The 17303-nt window shown below is 71.4% G+C and carries 15 protein-coding genes; 9 read left to right on the top strand and 6 right to left on the bottom strand.

Annotated features, from left to right (window positions below; translation table 11 throughout):
- Positions 1-44 precede the first annotated feature (44 nt).
- Entirely contained in the window at positions 45-497 is a 453-nt protein-coding gene (locus ABZ079_RS32945) for an Lrp/AsnC family transcriptional regulator (RefSeq protein ID WP_356943123.1), read from the top strand.
- A gap of 76 nt (positions 498-573) precedes the next feature.
- Here the strand turns inward: ABZ079_RS32945 and ABZ079_RS32950 are convergent, their stop codons facing one another.
- On the bottom strand, positions 574-1209 hold the full coding sequence (locus ABZ079_RS32950; protein WP_356943192.1) for a TetR family transcriptional regulator: 636 nt from the start codon (positions 1207-1209) through the stop codon (positions 574-576).
- Between the two features lie 135 nt (positions 1210-1344).
- On the opposite strand from ABZ079_RS32950, the gene ABZ079_RS32955 reads away from it, so the two are divergent.
- The 3 genes from ABZ079_RS32955 (at position 1345) to ABZ079_RS32965 (ending at position 5324) form a co-directional block, all read left to right on the top strand.
- Positions 1345-2079 carry a VOC family protein gene (locus ABZ079_RS32955; protein ID WP_356943124.1) on the top strand — a complete coding sequence of 245 codons (735 nt, stop codon included), beginning with the start codon at positions 1345-1347 and terminating at the stop codon, positions 2077-2079.
- 169 nt (positions 2080-2248) lie between these two features.
- Complete coding sequence (locus tag ABZ079_RS32960; protein ID WP_356943125.1) at positions 2249-4591, top strand: serine/threonine-protein kinase; 2343 nt, start codon at positions 2249-2251, stop codon at positions 4589-4591.
- A 124-nt stretch (positions 4592-4715) separates the two neighbouring features.
- Positions 4716-5324, top strand: coding sequence for a hypothetical protein (locus ABZ079_RS32965; protein ID WP_356943126.1), 609 nt, complete (start codon positions 4716-4718; stop codon positions 5322-5324).
- On the opposite strand, the gene ABZ079_RS32970 is transcribed toward ABZ079_RS32965, so the two are convergent.
- The 3 genes from ABZ079_RS32970 to ABZ079_RS32980 are packed head-to-tail and all read right to left on the bottom strand — an operon-like array spanning position 5321 to position 7655.
- A complete protein-coding gene (locus ABZ079_RS32970) occupies positions 5321-6094 on the bottom strand; it encodes an enoyl-CoA hydratase/isomerase family protein (RefSeq protein WP_356943127.1) in 774 nt (257 codons plus the stop codon). The two genes, ABZ079_RS32965 and ABZ079_RS32970, sit on opposite strands and share 4 nt — an antisense overlap.
- Entirely contained in the window at positions 6091-6498 is a 408-nt protein-coding gene (locus tag ABZ079_RS32975; protein ID WP_356943128.1) for an OB-fold domain-containing protein, read from the bottom strand. The genes ABZ079_RS32970 and ABZ079_RS32975 overlap by 4 nt, the downstream gene beginning before the upstream one ends.
- 2 nt (positions 6499-6500) lie before the next feature.
- Positions 6501-7655 carry a lipid-transfer protein gene (locus ABZ079_RS32980; RefSeq protein ID WP_356943129.1) on the bottom strand — a complete coding sequence of 385 codons (1155 nt, stop codon included), beginning with the start codon at positions 7653-7655 and terminating at the stop codon, positions 6501-6503.
- Positions 7656-7736: 81 nt separating this feature from the next.
- Here ABZ079_RS32980 and ABZ079_RS32985 point away from each other — a divergent pair, with 81 nt between their 5' ends.
- Positions 7737-9335, top strand: coding sequence for a FadD3 family acyl-CoA ligase (locus ABZ079_RS32985; protein WP_356943130.1), 1599 nt, complete (start codon positions 7737-7739; stop codon positions 9333-9335).
- Between the two features lie 161 nt (positions 9336-9496).
- On the opposite strand, the gene ABZ079_RS32990 is transcribed toward ABZ079_RS32985, so the two are convergent.
- Positions 9497-9676, bottom strand: a complete 180-nt coding sequence (locus ABZ079_RS32990; RefSeq protein WP_356943131.1) for a sigma-like protein — start codon at positions 9674-9676, stop codon at positions 9497-9499.
- Positions 9677-9879: 203 nt separating this feature from the next.
- Positions 9880-12861 (bottom strand): BTAD domain-containing putative transcriptional regulator, encoded by a 2982-nt coding sequence (locus ABZ079_RS32995; RefSeq protein ID WP_356943132.1) that lies wholly within the window; start codon positions 12859-12861, stop codon positions 9880-9882.
- Positions 12862-13050: 189 nt separating this feature from the next.
- Between ABZ079_RS32995 and ABZ079_RS33000 the strand changes: the two genes are divergently transcribed.
- The 4 genes from ABZ079_RS33000 (at position 13051) to ABZ079_RS33015 (ending at position 17222) form a co-directional block, all read left to right on the top strand.
- Positions 13051-14283 (top strand): amidohydrolase family protein, encoded by a 1233-nt coding sequence (locus ABZ079_RS33000; RefSeq protein ID WP_356943133.1) that lies wholly within the window; start codon positions 13051-13053, stop codon positions 14281-14283.
- Positions 14280-15203, top strand: coding sequence for a TIGR03619 family F420-dependent LLM class oxidoreductase (locus ABZ079_RS33005; RefSeq protein WP_356943134.1), 924 nt, complete (start codon positions 14280-14282; stop codon positions 15201-15203). Before ABZ079_RS33000 ends, ABZ079_RS33005 begins: the two co-directional genes overlap by 4 nt.
- A gap of 16 nt (positions 15204-15219) precedes the next feature.
- Positions 15220-15990, top strand: a complete 771-nt coding sequence (locus tag ABZ079_RS33010) for an SDR family oxidoreductase (protein WP_356943135.1) — start codon at positions 15220-15222, stop codon at positions 15988-15990.
- A 113-nt stretch (positions 15991-16103) separates the two neighbouring features.
- Positions 16104-17222: an LLM class flavin-dependent oxidoreductase gene (locus ABZ079_RS33015; RefSeq protein WP_356943136.1), complete on the top strand. Its 1119-nt coding sequence runs from the start codon at positions 16104-16106 to the stop codon at positions 17220-17222.
- Positions 17223-17303: the final 81 nt, after the last annotated feature.

A 17303-nucleotide genomic window follows, 5' to 3' on the forward strand; every position in this document is an offset into this window, starting at 1 on the left:
TGAAGTTTGCCCGTGATCGGCTTTTCTGAGCAACTATCTGTCTCATGGACGAAGTGGACCGGAAAATCCTTGCCGAGCTGCAACAGGACGGGCGGCTGACCGTGACCGAGCTGGCCGCCCGGGTGCGCCTCAGTGTCTCGCCCTGCCACCGGCGGCTGCGCGAGCTGGAGCGCTCCGGTGCCATCCAGGGCTACCGGGCGGTGGTGGACGCGGCGGCGCTCGGGCTGACCTTCGAGGCGCTGGTCTTCGTGTCCATGCGGCAGGAGGACCGGGACACGGTCGCCGAGTTCGAGCGGGCGGTCAGCGAACTGGATCATGTGCTGGACGCCCAGCGGCTGTTCGGCGAGCCCGACTATCTGCTGCGGATCGCCACCGCCGACCTCGCCGCCTTCCAGCGGCTGTACGACGAGCGCCTCGCGACCCTGCCCGGGGTGCAGCGGCTGACGTCGACGCTGGTGATGAAACACGTGGTCCGGGACCGGCCGCTGCCCGCATAACAGCGCAGGCGGTGGTTCACATCCGGTGAACCACCGCCTGCCAGACAGGACTTGGAACCTGGAAAAGGGGTGCGAGTTATTTGCTCGGCTTCTTGCCGGTCACACCCAGGTGGACCAACAGTGCCAGGTTCGGCTTGAGTTCGGCCTGCTTCACACCCCAGGACGAGAAACCCTTCTGGTGTGACGCCACCGCCGCGAGCATCGCGACCAGCGATCCGGCCACCGCCGCCGGGTTCACGTCCTTGTCGACCCTGCCCTTGGCCTGCAGTTCCGTGATGGAGTCCGCGAGGGAGTTGTTGACCGTGTTAAGGATCTTCATGCGGATCTTGTAGAACCGTTTGTCCCCCTCGGCCGCGCCGAGGTCGACCACGCGCAGGATCGCGTCGTTCTTGCGCCAGAACTCCAGGAATCCGTCCACGAGTTCCTGCGCGGTCTGCCAGCCCGCCTTGCCCGCCCAGGTGCGCCCCTCGAGGAGTTCGGTCAACCCGGCGCCCTCGGAGGCCATTTGCTCGGCGATCTCCAGGACGGCGCCTTCGACGTCCGGGAAGTACTGGTAGAAGGTCGCGGGCGAAGTGCCCGCCTTCCGGGCGACATCGATGACCTTGACGTCCCGGTAGGGAGAGGAGCTGAGCATCTCGCTGAGGCAGTCGAGCAGCTTCTGCCGGGTCGCCTGCCCACGCCGGCCGGCCACGCGGCCGTCGACGGTACGCACTTGTCCTGTCATGCCCGTCAGCTTACCGAGGGGTGATCGGAGCGCGATTCGGCCGACTGCAAATGGGGTGCACGGGTGCTCTGGGGGTGGTGTGCCTGGTCTGCGGGGTGCGCGCGGCCCGGTTACTTTGACGACATGGCCGAAAACAGGGCATCCGGGCATGAAGAGGCATACGGGGAGGGTGTCCCCTGCTGGGTGGACGCCCAGCTTGCCGACGTCGAGGCGGGCAAGCGGTTCTACGGTGAGCTTTTCGGGTGGTCCTTCGAGGAGGCGTACGGCTCCTCGGTGTGGGCCCGGCTGGACGACGACCTCGTCGCCTCGCTGGCCCCCAAGACGGACGGCCGTATGCCCACCGTCTGGACGGTCTCCTTCGCGACCTCGGACGCCGAGGCCCTCGGCCGGCGGATCACGGCGGCCGGCGGGCAGGTGGTCATGGCCCCGTTCCCGGTGGGTGGACTCGGCACCGCCGCCCTCGCCGCCGACCCCGAGGGAGCGGTGTTCGGGTTGTGGCAGGCCGGCAGCCACCCGGGGTTCGAGCGGCGGCACGAGCCCGGCACCTTCGTCTGGGCCGAGCTGTACACCCGGGACACCGCCGCCGCCAACGCCTTCTACGGCAGGCTCTTCCACGACGCCCTGTTCGGCGCCGGCGCCGGGCCCGACTTCGGCCGTGCGAACGTCACCGACGTCTTCCCCGCCGAGATGCCCCCGCACTTCCTCACGCACTTCCGGGTCACGGACCTGGACGACGCCGTCGGGGCCGTGCGGCGGCTCGACGGACGGGTGCAGGCGCCACCCTTCGAGACGTCGTACGGACGAGTGGCCGTCGTCACCGACAATCAGGGGGCGTCGTTCGCATTGCTGCAGCGCTGATGCGTCCGCTTTGACGTAAGACACCCCGATTTCTCACCGGGTTCGCAACCGGCGGTCCGGCCAGGAAGAATCGGGGTGCGTGCCGCCATGGCGGTGCGGTGGTGAGACGCTGCACTTCGGTCGCGTACATATGTGGGTGGCGCGGCTCGTACGGGGAGGTGGCAGGCAAGTGGTGGATCAGCTGACGCAGCACGATCCGCGGCGGATCGGGCCGTTCGAGGTGCTGGGCCGGCTGGGCGCCGGCGGCATGGGGCTGGTCTATCTCGCGCGCTCGGCGTCCGGCCGGCGCGTGGCGATCAAGACGGTGCGCACCGAGCTGGCCGAGGACCAGCTCTTCCGTGTGCGCTTCACCCGCGAGGTGGAGGCGGCCCGCGCGGTCTCCGGGTTCTACACGGCGGCCGTGGTCGACGCCGACCCGCGCGCCGCCGTTCCCTGGCTCGCGACCGCCTACGTCCCCGCGCCCTCGCTCGAGGAGATAGTGAACGAGTGCGGGCCGCTCCCGGCCCAGGCCGTGCGCTGGCTCGCGGCGGGCGTCGCGGAGGCCCTGCAGTCCATTCACGGCGCCGGGCTGGTCCACCGGGACCTCAAGCCCTCCAACGTGCTCGTGGTCGAGGACGGCCCCCGGGTGATCGACTTCGGCATCGCCTCCGGCGTCTCGAACACCCGTCTGACGATGACGAACGTCGCCGTCGGTACCCCCGCCTACATGTCCCCCGAGCAGGCCAAGGACTCCCGCAGCGTCACCGGCGCCAGTGACGTCTTCTCGCTCGGCTCCACCCTGGTCTTCGCCGCCACCGGCCATCCGCCCTTCCACGGCGCCAACCCGGTCGAGACGGTCTTCATGCTGCTGCGCGAGGGCCCGGACCTCACCGGGCTGCCGGACGAGCTGCGCCCGCTCATCGAGGCCTGTATGCAGATGGAGGCCTCCGGCCGCCCCACCCCGGCCGACCTCCAGGCCCAGCTCGCCCCGCACCTCTTCGGCTCCGGCTCCGACGACAGCGGCACCGCCTCCGCCTGGCTGCCCGAGAAGGCCGTCGGCCTCATCGAGTCCCGCCGCGGCGGCCGCCCCGCGGTCAGGCCCGCTCCCACCGCATCCGGTTCCCGCGGCGGCGGCCGCGCGGCCGTACCCCCACCGCCCCCGTACGACCCCCCGGTCCCGGCCCCCGCACCGGCCGGCGCCCCCGACACCGGCCCGGTCCGGCTGGCCGGCGCCCAGTTGCCCATCGGCCCCGGCCCCCGGGTCGCCGACGCCCGCGCCGCCGCCGTCAAGGCACCCCCGCCCGAGGCCGGCCTGGTCGCCAGCTGGTCCCGCCCGCGCCCCGGGGTGAGCGGCGCCGACTCCGCCGTGCCGCCCGCCCCGCCCGCGCCCCCGGAGGCGGCGAGTGGCTGGCGCCCCTGGCGTTTCCGCATGTCCAACGACGTCTGGGGTACCCCGTCGGTCGACGGCGACCTCGTCTACGTCACCTCCTTCGAGGTGCACGCCCTGGACGTCGGCACCGGACGCCGCCGCTTCAAGACGCGGGACGTCGCCTGGTCGATGGCTGTGGCTGACGGCCGTATCCACGCCTCCGACGGCCCCACCCTCTTCACCCTGGACGCCCGCGAGGGCGCCGACCTGTGGCGGCTGTCCACGGACGCCTGGGTGTACTCCCTGAAGGCCGACCACGGCACCGTCGTCACCGGCACCCGTGGCGGCGGTGTCCAGGCCTGGGAAGCCGCGGGCGGGCAGAAGCTGTGGGAGATCACCGGCTGCCAGACCGACTTCGAGTCCCCCGAGGCCGGCCCCCTCGTCCACGACGGCACGGTCTACGTCTGGCAGGAGGCCAGGCTGCGCGCACTGGAGGCCCGCACCGGCGAGGAGCGCTGGTCGTACCCCATCGGCGACGCGGCCTCCTGCGGTGGCGTCCCGGTCCGTCTGGCCCCGGCGTCCGACGGCTACGTCTACGTCTCCGCCGGTACCCGCGTCCTCGCCATCGAGGCCGCGAGCGGCATGGTGCGCTGGCACTTCGAGGCTCCGGCGGTCTTCCTGAGCCCGCCGGCCTTCGCGCCCGGCCCGGCCGTCACCGGCGGCGGCGTCTACCTCGCCGACTACCTCGGCACGGTCTACGCCCTCGACGCCACCGACGGCCGCGACCGCTGGCGCATCGCCACCGAGGCCCGCTCCTCCATCGAACCGGTCCTGGTGGCCGCCGGCCACGTCCACGTCGGCAGCGGCAAGGGCCTCTACACCCTGGACGCGGTCACCGGCACACCCAAGTGGCGCTTCCAGGCGGGCGGTGACGTGGTGGGTGCTCCCGTGGTGGCGGAGGGCCGCATCCACTTCGGTTCCACCGACCACCTGCTGTACACCCTGAAGGCCGACGACGGACGGCTGCGCTGGAAGCTGGCCACCGGCGGCGAGATCACCGGCTCCCCGGTGGTCAAGGACGGCGTGGTGTACGCGTGCAGCAAGGACCGGTGTGTGTACGCCCTGGACGCGGAGAAGGGCACGGGCACGGCACGGACCACGTGAGTGCGTGACGGCCGTCGTACCGGTCACACGGAAGGGCATCGGACGGCGGCCGTCACCAGGGCTGACGCTACCCCCGGCGCCGGGCACCCGCCAGGCCGTGTGGGCCGGTGGATATGGTGATGGCATGCCCATGCATACACGGACGCGCGCGCTCAGGTTCACGGCCGTCCTGACCTTCGTGGTCCTCGGCCTCACCGGTTTCTCGACGGGCCGGCACCACGGCAGCCGCGGCGGCGGAGGCGGGGGCGGATGCAGCAGCTCCCACCAGGATCACGACAGTTCGTCGTCGTCCACCACGGGGGGCGGGCCGTACGGCGACCCGGACGACGACTCGTCCGGCGACAGCTACCGCAGCGGCGGTATGAGCACGAGCGGCGGCACCAGCGGTGGTTACCACAACCGGCGCCCGACCCACCGGGCCACCTCCACACCCTCCGGCGGCAGCGGCAGCGGCAAACGGCTGCGGGACGGGACGGCGAAGCTGATCAGCTGTGCCACTGAGAAGAAGCCGTATGCGACGGTCGAGATCACGAACCCGAACAACCGCGAGGCCGAGTTCCAGACCCGCGTCACCTTCTACGACGACGAGGGTACCGAGATCCTCGACAACGCCTCCTACACGGTCACGGTGCCCGCGAAGGGCAGGGCGACCACCCAGGTGACCGTCGGCGACCGCCTCCTGCTGAAGGTCGACCACTGCGAGGCGGACACGGAGGCCCTGCTCAGGCCCTAACGCACCCGGTACTCCCTCGGCCGCCCCGCGAACAGCTCCGCCTGCCGCTCGGCCGGCAGATTGCCCAGCGCGATGAGATGCGGCGCCTGCGCGAACGCCTGCGCCCGCGCCGCCTCCTTGGCCGCCCACAGCGCCCGCACGGTCCCTTGCACCCCCTCGGCCGGATACCCGGCGACGACGGCGGCACAGCGCACGGCGGCCGCCAACGCCGCGCCCGGCTCGGTCACCTCCGAGACCAGACCGATGTCGTAGGCCCGCCGGGCGGAGATCCGCTCGGCCGTCCCCATGAGCATCATCCGCGCGACCTCCCCGTACGGCATCCGGTGCGCCATCAGCACGGACTCGTACGCGCTGACCATGCCGTACGTCGTGTGCGGGTCGAAGAAGACGGCCGTGGCGTCGGCGATGACGAACTCGCTCTCCCCGAGCAGGTAGAAGGCGCCTCCGCAGGCCATCCCGCGTACGGCCGCGACGACCGGCTTCCACAGGTCGTTCGCCTTCGGGCCGGCGCCCAGCAGCGGATCGTCCTGCATGTACGGCGACGACGGCTGCGGAACGACGGCGTCCCGGTCGATCCCGGTACAGAACGCCCGTTCCCCGGCCCCGGTGAGTACGACGGCCCGCACGGAGTCGGCGAACCGCAACGCCCGCCAGGTGTCCGCGAGGTCCCGCACCATCTCCTGATCGATGGCGTTGAGCCGCTCGGGCCGGTCCAGCGTGACGACGGCGACTGCGGTGTCCTCGTCGATGTCGAGGCGCACGGTGTTCACGCGAGCACCCACTGCGGAAGCCCGCCCGAGAAGACCACCCGCACCGGCGCACCGATCCGTATCCCGCCGGGATCGCAGGAGTTGAGCGGCGCACCGGGGCCGCTGACCACATTCCCGACCAGCCGTATCCGAGGGGCGTCCGCCAGTTCCACGAGGACGACGTTGTACGGAGCCCGTGCCGCGTAGTCGGGCAGCAGCGGTGGATGCGGAACGACGTACGACCACACGCGCCCGCGCCCCGACACCGGCAGCCACTCGCTCGCGAACGACTGGCAGTGCGGGCAGCAGGGCCGGGGCGGGAAACGGGGCTCGGCGCAGTCGGCGCAGGCCTGGACGCGCAGTTCTCCACGGGCCGCGTACTCCCAGAAGGGCGCGCCGTCGGCGTCGGTGACGGGGCTCAGCATGGTCAGCTCCTCAGCAGCAGCGCGGAGGTGGGGACGCCCTCGCCGGCCGTGACCAGGCAGGTGGCGGCGCCGGGGACCTGCGCGGTGCTGGTGCCGCGCAGCTGCTTCACCCCTTCGTTGATGAGGTTGAAGCCGTGCACATAGGCCTCGCTGAGCCCGCCCCCGCCCGTGTTGAGGGGCAGCCGTCCGCCGATCTCCAGGGCGCCCTGCTCGGTGAAGGGGCCCCCTTCGCCTCTTCCGCAGAAGCCGTAGCCCTCCAGGGAGAGGGGGATCAGGGCCGTGAACGCGTCGTAGATCTGCGCCACGTCCACGTCGTCCGGTGTGAGGTCGGCGTGTTTCCACAGGTGCCGGGCGGCGGTCCAGGCGGGGCCGGTGAGAGGGTCGTCGTTCCAGTAGTTGACCATGCCGTGGTGCTGGGCGGGCAGCCCCTGGGCGGCGGAGTGGACGTAGACGGGCTTTGCCGCGCAGTCCCGCGCGCGCTCCCTGCCGACGATCACGCAGGCCAACGCCCCGTCCGTCTCCAGACAGTTGTCGAAGAGGCACAGCGGCTCGCTGATCCACCGGGAGGTCATGTACATCTCGCGGGTGAGCGGCCGCTCGTACATGACAGCCGCCGGATTCTGATTGGCCCGGTTCCGGCAGGCGAGGGCGACGTTGAACAGGTGGTCCCGGGTGGCGCCGTACTCGTGCAGGTACCGGCGGGCCAGCATGGCGATCTCGTCGACGGGCCGGAGGAGCCCGAAGGGCCGGGTCCACTGGGCCGGTGTGGGCAGCTGGACGGCGGTGCCCGTCCACGGCCGGGGCCCGCTGCCCCGCTTCCGGGACCGCCACGCCACCCCCACCGTGGCCATCCCGGCGGTGATGGCGGCGGCGAGGTGCGCGACGGTGGCACAGGACCCGCCGCCTCCGTACCCCACCTTGCCGAAGAAGGTCAGATCGCCGAACCCGACCGCCTTCGCCAGCTCCACCTCGTCGGTCTCCTCCATGGTGTAGGAGGCCAGGGCGTCGACCTCGCCGGGCGCGATGCCGGCGTCGTCGAGCGCGGCGAGCACGGCCCGGCAGGCGAGCGTCCTCTCGTCCTCCGGGAGGTGTCTGGCGAAAGCGGTCTGTCCGATGCCGACGATGGCGGTGGCGTCCTTGAGTCCCGTTCCTGCCATGTGTGGCCCCTCTCCTGACAGGGCGTCAGATTACAGCTAACCTGACGGATCGTCAGCAACTTGTGCGAGGCGGAGGCTGCCATGAGCGACTGGGGCACCGTCCCGGGTCTGGTGCGGTCGTCGGCCGAGCGGTACGCGGACGCCGAGGCCGTGGTCGAGGGCCGTACGAGGATCACGTACGCCGAACTGGGCGCACGGGTCGGGCGCGCGGCGGCGGCCTGCCTCGCCTGTGGGGTGGCGGTGGGCGACCGGGTGGCCGTCTGGGCGCCCAACTCCCTGGACTGGATCGTCGCGGCCCTCGGGGCGGTCTCGGCGGGCGCGGTACTGGTACCGCTGAACACCCGCTTCAAGGGTACGGAGGCGGCCGACGTGCTGCGCCGCAGCGGGGCCCGGCTCCTCTTCGTGACGGGCACGTTCCTCGGCACGTCGTACGTGGCCTCGCTGCGGCGGGCGGCGGGTGAGGGTGTGCCGGACGGCCGGGGCCCGCTGCCGGGCCTGCCGGCGCTGGAACAGGTGGTGGTCCTCTCGGGCGACGCGCCGGCCGACTTCCGCACGTGGAAGGGGTTCCTGGCGGCGGGGGAGGGCGTGGACGCGTCCCGAGTACTCGCGCGCGAACGGGGCTTGACGGGTGCGGACATCTCGGACATCGTCTTCACCTCGGGTACGACGGGCCGCCCCAAGGGTGCGATGACCACCCACGCCCAGACCCTGCGGGCGTACGAGATCTGGGCGGACCTGGCGGGCCTGCGCACCACCGACCGCTACCTCATCGTCAACCCCTTCTTCCACACCTTCGGCTACAAGGCGGGAGTGATCGCCTGCCTCATGCGCGGGGCGACGATGATCCCGCAGCCGGTGTTCAACGTGGACACGGCGCTGGCGAACATCGCGGCGGAACGGATCTCGGTCCTCCCCGGTCCCCCGACCCTCCACCAGTCACTCCTGGACCACCCGGCCCGCGACGCCCATGACCTCTCGGCGCTGAGGCTCGTGGTCACGGGCGCGGCCGTCGTCCCCCTCCGTCTGGTGGAACGCCTGCGCGCGGAACTCGGCATCGGCACGGTCCTCACGGCCTACGGCCTCTCGGAGGCCAGCGGCATCGTCACGATGTGCCGCCGCGGTGACGACCCCGCGCTGATCGCCTCCACCTCCGGCCGGGCGATCCCTGGCACACAGGTGCGTGTGGTGGACGCCACGGGCACGCCGGTGCCCGCCGGCACCCCCGGAGAGGTGCTGGTCAGCGGCTTCAACGTCATGCGCGGCTACTACGCCGACCCGGCGGCCACGGCGGAGGCGGTGACCCCCGACGGCTGGCTGCGCACGGGCGATGTGGGGGTCCTGGACGGCGCGGGCAACCTGCGCATCACCGACCGCCTCAAGGACATGTTCATCGTCGGCGGCTTCAACGCCTACCCGGCGGAGATGGAGCAGCTGCTCGGCACCCATCCCGACGTGGCGGACGTGGCGGTGATCGGCGTACCCGACACCCGGCTGGGAGAGGTCGGCAAGGCGTTCGTCGTCCGCCGCCCGGGATCGCTCCTGACGGCCGACGACCTGATCGCCTGGTCCCGGCGCGAGATGGCCAACTACAAGGTGCCGAGAACGGTGGAGTTCGTGGAGGAGCTACCACGAAACGCAAGCGGCAAGCTGGTGAAGGGGTCGCTCCGGGAACGACGGTGACGGCGTTGCCGCGGACGGTGCCGCGGAACCGGCGTGGACGCCCTCTCGGCGGTGCCGCCAGGTCTCGTCGCTCCTGCTGAGCGCCTACGTCTTCGGATACACCTCGGCCGCGACGGCATCCCCTCCGCGCCGCCGCGGCCGACCCCCGTCGGGGTGGTGGCTCACTTGCCGTCGAGGTCCAGGGCCGGCGGCGCCGGGGTGTGCTGGTCCATCGTGGTGACCGGCTCCTCCAGGGCGGGCGGGGCCGGCGTGTGCTGGTCCATCGTGGTGACCGGCTCCTCCAGGGCGGGCGGGGCCGGCGTGTGCTGGTCCAACGTGGTGATCTTCTGGTCCTTGCTCATGGCTGGTACTCCAAGGGATATGTAACGCATGGGACGGAGCGCCCGTTCGGCAACTCCCCCGTGTGCCGCCGAACGGGCGTTCCAGGAGGCCTCAGAGTAGCCGTGAGGCCCAGCGGATCCGCCTGCCCCCGATAGCGGCGGATCGACTCGTCGAGAGTGACAGGCGCCCATAAACGTTCGATGAACGACGTGGCGGCAGACGCTCAGGCCGCTGCCAACGGTGACAGCAGGGCGCGCACTTCGGTGACTTCCGGTGAGCCCGCCTCCTCGTACAGTGCGAGCGCTTCATGCCAGCAGGCGCGGGCTCGGTCGGACTGGCCGAGTGCTTCCAGGGCCCTTCCCAGCATCGTGAGGGTGTTGGCCCTCATCCAGTCTCCGCCGATGCAGCCGATCGCCAGCGCCTGTTCGGCGTGCTGGGCTGCCAGAGAAGAGCGCTGGGACACCAAGTGCACCTGTGCGATGCGGAAGTGAGTGGTTCCTTCCCAAAGACGCTGCCGGCTGTCGGTGAACATGCGGAGAGCCTCGGTCAGCTGTACCAGCGCCTCGGGCAAGGACCCGGCCTGGGTGAGCACCGTGCCCAAAGCGTAGTGCGCGTTGGCCAGGCGAACGCTCATGCCGAGTTCGTCATAGATGTCGACACCCCGCTTGGCCAGCTCCACGGCCTCCTTGCTGCGGCCCATCGAGGCGAGGGCGCGGGACAGGTTGCACACGGCACTCGCTTCCCCTGGTTTGTTGTCATCGGCGCGGAATGCCTCGATGGCCCTCTGCAGATAGACCACAGCATCCGGGAACCGACCCGTGCAGTTGGCGATGATCCCCAGCTGATTGGGTGCCGTACTGCTCGTCCAGGGGTCCTCGGCGGCCTTGTTCAACAAGTCCGCGTGTTCGGCCTCGAGCCTGGCCTCATCGAACCGTCCGGACTGGCTGAGCACCTGGGCCAGCGTGATCCGCGAACGTGTCTCGGCGTGGGCGTCGCGGAGGCCGGCGGCCGCGTCTCGAGCGGCCACGGCCGTTGTCTCGTACCGGCGAGCGCTGGCTCCGGACTCCGCCAGATCTATGGTGGCCAGCAGGAGGTCCACGGCTCGCCGCAAAGTGGGCGCCTTGAGTGACTGCTGTACACACGCGAGAAGGGGCTCGGCCTCCGTGTGCAGCCAGTCCAGGGCCGCCGAGGCGCTGGGAAAGGCGCTGGCCGGGCATCGGACATGTTCCAGATGGGCAACCGTCCGGTCTCCCGGCCGCTCCATCGCGTACACCCGTGCCGCCGTACCCAGATAGAAGTCCAGCAACCGCGCCATCGCAGCCTCACGTTCGCCGGGCGGCTGTTCGTCCCGTTCCGCGCAGGCGCGGGCGTAGAGGCGGACCAGGTCGTGGAAGCGGTAGCGGCCGGGGGCCGCCGACTCCAGGAGGGACGTGTCGACCAGGGACTCCAGGAGGTCCTCCGTCTCCTCCGCGGGGAGGTTCAGGACCGCCGCTGCGGCGGGCAGGGAGATGTCCGGGCCGTCGGCGAGGCCGAGCAGGCGGAAGGCGCGGGCCTGCGCCGGCTCCAGCTGGCCGTAGCCGAGTTCGAAGGTGGCCTTGACGGCGAGGTCGCCCGCCTGCAGCTCGTCCAGCCGGCGGCGTTCGTCCGCGAGCTTCGCCGCCAGGACCGACACCGTCCAGGTGCGGCGGGCCGCCAGGCGGGAGGCGGCGATGCGGATCGCCAGGGGGAGGAAGCCGCAGGCGGCCACCACGTCCAGGGCGGCCTCGCGTTCCGCGGCGACCCGCTCCTCGCCCACGATCTTCGTGAAGAGGGACAGGGCCTCGTCGGGGGACATCACGTCCAGGTCGACCAGGTGGGCCCCGGCGAGGTCCAGCATCCGGACCCGGGAGGTGACCAGGGCCGCGCAGCCGTCCGTGCCGGGCAGCAGGGGCCGTACCTGGGCCGCGTCCTTCGCGTTGTCCAGCAGGACCAGGACCCGGCGGCCGTCCAGGACGGAGCGGTACAGGGCCGCCCGTTCCTCCAGCGAGTCCGGGATCGCCGACTGCGCTGTGCCGAGAGCGCGCAGGAAGGAGCCGAGGACGGTCTCCGGCTCGGCGGGGCGGGGGCCCGCGCCCTGCAGGTCCACGTACAGCTGGCCGTCGGGGAAGGCGGGGCGCGCCCGGTGGGCCACGTGGACCGCCAGGGTCGTCTTGCCGACGCCGCCGATGCCCGCCAGCGCCGATACCGCCATCACCCGGCCCTCCGTCTCGGACGCCGAGGACAGCACCTCGCTCAGCTCGCTCACGAAGGTGGTGCGGCCCGTGAAGTCGGGGACGGAGGCGGGAAGCTGGGCCGGGCGCACGGGGGCCGCGGCGGGTTCGGCCGCCGGCGCGGAGGGTTCCGCCAGCGCCGGGTCCGCCTGGAGGATGCGCTGCTGCAGCTCGCGCAGGCCCGGGCGTGGGTCCACGCCCAGTTCCTCCGCCAGCAGGCGGCGGGTGTCCGCGTACACCGCGAGGGCTTCGGCCTGGCGGCCGCTGCGGTACAGGGCCAGCATCAACAGTTCGCGGAGGCGTTCGCGCAGCGGGTGTGCCGCCGTCAGGGCCGTCAGTTCCGAGACCGCCTCCGCATGGCAGCCCTGTTCCAGGTCCATGTCCAGGCGGGACTCCACCAGGTTCAGGCGCCACTCCTCCAGCCTGGCCCGCTGGGCCTCGGCGTACGGTCCGGGCACGCCGGCCAGGGGTTCGCCGTCCCACAGGGCCAGGGCGCGGTTCAGGACCTCGCGAGCGTGGCACAGGTCCCCGGCGCCGCGCGCCTTCTCCGCCTCCACCGCCAGTTCCTGCGCGACCGCCAGGTCCAGGGCGCCCTCGCCCAGTGAACGCACCGCGTAGCCGCCGGACTCGCTGACCAGGACCCCGGGGTCGAGGATCTTGCGGAGCCGGGAGGCGTAGGTGCGCACCGCCGCCAGTGCCTGGGAGGGCGGCTCGGTACCCCACAGCGCGTCGATCAGTTCCGCCGCCGTGGCCGTACGGCCCTCCCGGAGCAGCAGGGCGGCCAGCAGGGCGCGTTGCTGGGGGGAGCCCGTGTTCAGCGCGTCCGCACCGCGCCAGGCCCGCACCGGACCCAGCACGCTGAAGCGCAATACATCCGACTCCGCGATGGCGCCGGTCTCGGCCATGGCCACGGAGCCGGCACGCCGCTGCTCAGGTACTCGCGGCACACCGTCCATGCGTTCGTCCCCCTCGGCATCACGAACAACCCCGTCAGTTTGCCTTGTTCGAGGCGGTTGCGTCAGCCGTGGGAGACACCGATCACAGGGTGGCACACCTCGGTGCACAAGGTCCTCACACCCTCTTCGCATCCGCGGCCCCGACCGCAGGAGCTGACGGTACGTCAGATCAGCGCTACGGTGAGCGCCATGGAGACCACACAGTTCCCGCTGATCATCTCCGTCGACGACCACACCGTGGAGCCCGCCACCCTCTGGCAGGACCGGCTGCCGAGGAGGTATCTGGACGTCGGGCCCCGGATCGTGCGCGCGCCGCTGAAGGAGATGACCTTCCTGGGCGGGCGCTTCAAGCCCGTCATGGGTGAACCCGGCGGCACGGACGGCCCCCTCGGCGACTGGTGGGTCTACGAGGACCTGCACCGCCCTCTCACCCGTCTCGACACCGCCGTCGGGTACGACCGGGACGAGATCCGCCTCGAGGTCATCACCTACGAGCAGATGCGGCCCGGGTCGTACGACGTCCCCGCCCGTCTCGCCGACATGGACGTCAACCACGTCCAGTCCGCCCTCTGCTTCCCGACCTTCCCCCGCTTCTGCGGGCAGACGTTCACCGAGGCCCGGGACCGGGATCTCGCCCTGCTCTGCGTCCGCGCCTACAACGACTGGATGGTGGAGGAGTGGTGCGGGGCGGATGCGCGGGGCCGATTGATACCGCTCACGCTCATACCCCTGTGGGACGCCCGGCTGGCGGCCGAGGAGGTACGGCGGAACGCCGCGCGCGGTGTGCGGGCCGTGGCCTTCTCCGAGATACCCCCGCATCTCGGTCTGCCGTCGGTCCACACCGACGACTGGGACCCGTTCCTCGCGGCCTGCGACGAGACCGGCACGGTCGTCGCCATGCACATCGGCTCCAGCAGCAGGATGCCCTCCACCTCCGCCGACGCCCCGCCCGCCGTCGGCTCCGCGATCACCTTCGCCAACTGCTGCTTCTCGATGGTCGACTGGCTGATGAGCGGCAAGTTCGAGCGGTTCCCGAACCTCAGGGTCATGTACGCCGAGGGGCAGATCGGCTGGATCCCGTACATCCTCGAGCGCGCCGACGTGGTGTGGGAGGAGAACCGGGGCTGGGGCGGGGTCGCCGACAAGGTGCGCCGGCCGCCGTCCGAGCTGTTCACCGAGCACGTCCACGGCTGCTTCTTCGACGACGCCTTCGGGCTCAGGAACCTCGACTCCATCGGTGTCGGGAACGTCCTCTACGAGACCGACTACCCGCACTCCGACTCCACCTGGCCCAAGTCCCGCGAGGTCGGCGAGGCGCAGATGGGGCATCTGGCGCCGGACGTGGTCGAGCGGATCGTGCGGGGCAACGCCATACGGCTGCTGGGCCTGACGGAGGACGGGCTGTGGAAGGGGTCCGCGTGACCCTCGCCTACGGCATCCAGCTGCCCGTCCAGTCCCAGAGCACCCTCTACGCCGAGGCGTGGGAGGCCGGGGCCGGGCCGGAGGACCTGGTCGCGGTCGCCCGGGCCGTGGACCGTGCCGGGTTCGACTACCTGGCCTGCTGCGACCATGTGGGCATCCCGCGGCGGCTGGCCCCCGCGATGAGCACGGTCTGGTACGACCCCGTCGCCACCCTCGCCCACCTCGCCGCCGTGACCGAGCGCGTCCGCCTGCTCAGCCATGTGGCCGTCGTCGGGCTGCGGCATCCGCTGCTCACCGCCAAGCAGTACGCCACCCTCGACCATCTCTCCGCCGGGCGGCTGATCCTCGGCGTCGGGGCGGGACATGTGCGGGAGGAGTTCGAGGTGCTCGGGTCGGACTTCGAGCGGCGGGGGGCCGTGCTCGACGAGAGCGTCGACGCCCTGCGGGCCGCCCTGGGGCCGGAGGAGTTTCCCGAGCACCACGGCAAGCTGTACGACTTCGCCGGCCTGGGGCAGCGGCCCCGGCCCGTGCAGCCGGCCCTGCCGGTGTGGGTCGGCGGCTCGTCGCCCGCCGCCGTTCGCCGGGCCGCGCTCAAGGGCGACGGGTGGCTGCCGCAGGGGGACCCCCGGGAGCGGCTGCCCGCGCGGATCGCGCGGATACGGCGGCTCAGGGCGGAACACGGCATCGAGGGTCCCTTCACCGTGGGCGCCATCACCGAACCGCTGTACGTCGGCCGGGCCGGCTGGGACGTCGGCGGGCGCGCCCTCACCGGCGCGCCGGAAGGGATCGCCGAGTCGCTGCGGGCGTACCGGGCGATGGGCGTGGACCAGATCCAGGTGCGGTTCCGCAGCCGGAGCCGGGCCGAACTCATCGAGCAGATCGACCTGTTCGGGGCGGAGGTCGCGCCCCGGCTGGGCTGAGCAGCGAGGAGCTGGCATGGGCAGGCTGGACGGGCGGGTCGTCATCGTCACCGGGGCGGCCCGCGGACAGGGCGAGCAGGAGGCGCGGCTCTTCCGGGCGGAGGGGGCGCGGGTGGTCGTGGCGGATGTGCTGGACGGCCAGGGGAAGGCGCTGGCCGAGGAGATAGGCGCGTTGTACGTCCATCTCGACGTGGGCGCGGAGGAGGGGTGGCGGGAGGCCGTCGCGGCCGTCAAGCGGGCGTACGGGCGGATCGACGGGCTGGTCAACAACGCCGGCATCCTGCGTTTCAACGCCCTCGTGGACACTCCGCTGGAGGAGTTCATGCAGGTCGTGCAGGTCAACCAGGTCGGTTGCTTCCTGGGGATGAAGACGGTGGCGCCGGAGCTGGCGGACGGCGGGACCATCGTCAACACCGCCTCCTACACGGCGCTCAGCGGGATGGCGGCCGTGGGCACGTACGCGGCCACCAAGCATGCCGTGCTCGGGCTCACCCGGGTGGCCGCACTGGAGCTGGCGGGCAGGGGGATCCGGGTCAACGCCATCTGCCCGGGCGCCATCGACACCGCGATGTCCAATCCGGCCCGGCTGGATCCGCACGCGGACCCGGAGGAGATGAGCCGGGCCCTGGACGAGCTGTACCGCAAGCTCGTGCCGCTCGGGCGGGTCGGACAGCCCGAGGAGGTGGCCCGCCTCGCCCTCTTCCTCACCTCGGACGACTCCTCGTACATCACCGGGCAGCCGTTCGTGATCGACGGGGGCTGGCTGGCGGGGGTCAGCGTCATCTGAACGCCCTTATCTGACGGACCATCAGCTATTGACGGCCGGCGCGGCCGGTGCGACAGTCGGCCGACATAGGTTTCTGACGCTTCGTCAGAAAAACTGAGGGACGGTGAACCGCCGTGGAATTCGGGCTCTTCGTACAGGGATACGTGGGCAAGCGTGCCGAGACCGACCCGCTGGCCGAGCACAAGGCGCTGATGGAGGAGACCGAGTACGTCATCCAGGCGGACAGATCCGGCTTCAAGTACGCCTGGGCTTCGGAGCACCACTTCCTGGAGGAGTACTCGCACCTTTCCGCCAACGACGTCTTCCTCGGCTACCTCGCCCACGCGACCGAGCGGATCCACCTCGGCTCCGGGATCTTCAACCCGCTCGCCCAGGTCAACCACCCCGTGAAGGTCGCCGAGAAGGTCGCCATGCTCGACCACCTCAGTGAGGGCCGGTTCGAGTTCGGCAGCGGGCGGGGCGCCGGCAGCCACGAGATCCTCGGCTTCCTGCCCGGCATCACCGACATGGACCACACGAAGGAGATCTGGGAGGAGACCATCGCCGAGTTCCCGAAGATGTGGCTCCAGGACGAGTACGCCGGCTTCCAGGGCAAGCACTGGCAGCTGCCGCCGCGGAAGATCCTGCCGAAGCCGTACGGGAATTCGCACCCGGCGATGTGGTACGCGGCCGGGTCGCCGCCCTCGTACGCCATGGCCGCGAAGAAGGGGCTCGGTGTCCTCGGCTTCAGCATCCAGAAGGTCTCCGACATGGAGTGGGTGCTGGAGCAGTACAAGACGGCGATCGTGGACGCGGAGCCCGTCGGGGACTTCGTGAACGACAACGTGATGGTGACGACCACGGCCATCTGCGCGCCGACCCATGCGGAGGCGATCGAGAGCGCGGTCAACGGCGGGCTGCACTATCTGCCGTCGCTGGTCTTCCGGTACCACGACACGTTCCCCCGCCCCGAGGGCTTCCCGGTGTGGCCGGAGACGTTGCCCGCGTACACGCCGGAGTTCGTGGAGTTGCTGATCGAGGAGGAGTTGCTGATCTGCGGCGATCCGGACGAGGTGCTGCGGCAGTGCAAGCGGTGGGAGCAGGCAGGGGCGGATCAGCTGAGCTTCGGGCTGCCGGTGGGGGTGCCCAAGGAGGAGACGCTGCGGACGATCCGGCTGATCGGTGAGCACGTGATCCCGAAGATCGATACGGATCCCGTTCACCGGACCACCCGCTTCCGGGCGGCTGTGTGAGCGCCGTCGCGGGGTGCGGGTGCGTGGCCGGTCTCCCGCGCAGTTCCCCGCGCCCCCAGGGCTTTGCGGCTCCGCAGTCGA

Origin of the sequence: Streptomyces sp. NPDC006314 (assembly GCF_040613075.1) — a bacterium.
Classification (GTDB): domain Bacteria; phylum Actinomycetota; class Actinomycetes; order Streptomycetales; family Streptomycetaceae; genus Streptomyces.

What these genes read in the sequence shown, in the direction of transcription:
- ABZ079_RS32955 (WP_356943124.1), top strand. Translation starts at nt 1,345, where the DNA reads ATGGCCGAAAACAGGGCATCCGGGCATGAAGAGGCATACGGGGAGGGT.
- ABZ079_RS32980 (WP_356943129.1), bottom strand. Translation starts at nt 7,655, where the DNA reads ATGGCAGGAACGGGACTCAAGGACGCCACCGCCATCGTCGGCATCGGA.
- ABZ079_RS32990 (WP_356943131.1), bottom strand. Translation starts at nt 9,676, where the DNA reads ATGAGCAAGGACCAGAAGATCACCACGTTGGACCAGCACACGCCGGCC.
- ABZ079_RS32965 (WP_356943126.1), top strand. Translation starts at nt 4,716, where the DNA reads ATGCCCATGCATACACGGACGCGCGCGCTCAGGTTCACGGCCGTCCTG.
- ABZ079_RS33010 (WP_356943135.1), top strand. Translation starts at nt 15,220, where the DNA reads ATGGGCAGGCTGGACGGGCGGGTCGTCATCGTCACCGGGGCGGCCCGC.
- ABZ079_RS32945 (WP_356943123.1), top strand. Translation starts at nt 45, where the DNA reads ATGGACGAAGTGGACCGGAAAATCCTTGCCGAGCTGCAACAGGACGGG.
- ABZ079_RS32975 (WP_356943128.1), bottom strand. Translation starts at nt 6,498, where the DNA reads ATGCTGAGCCCCGTCACCGACGCCGACGGCGCGCCCTTCTGGGAGTAC.
- ABZ079_RS32995 (WP_356943132.1), bottom strand. Translation starts at nt 12,861, where the DNA reads ATGGACGGTGTGCCGCGAGTACCTGAGCAGCGGCGTGCCGGCTCCGTG.
- ABZ079_RS33000 (WP_356943133.1), top strand. Translation starts at nt 13,051, where the DNA reads ATGGAGACCACACAGTTCCCGCTGATCATCTCCGTCGACGACCACACC.
- ABZ079_RS32985 (WP_356943130.1), top strand. Translation starts at nt 7,737, where the DNA reads ATGAGCGACTGGGGCACCGTCCCGGGTCTGGTGCGGTCGTCGGCCGAG.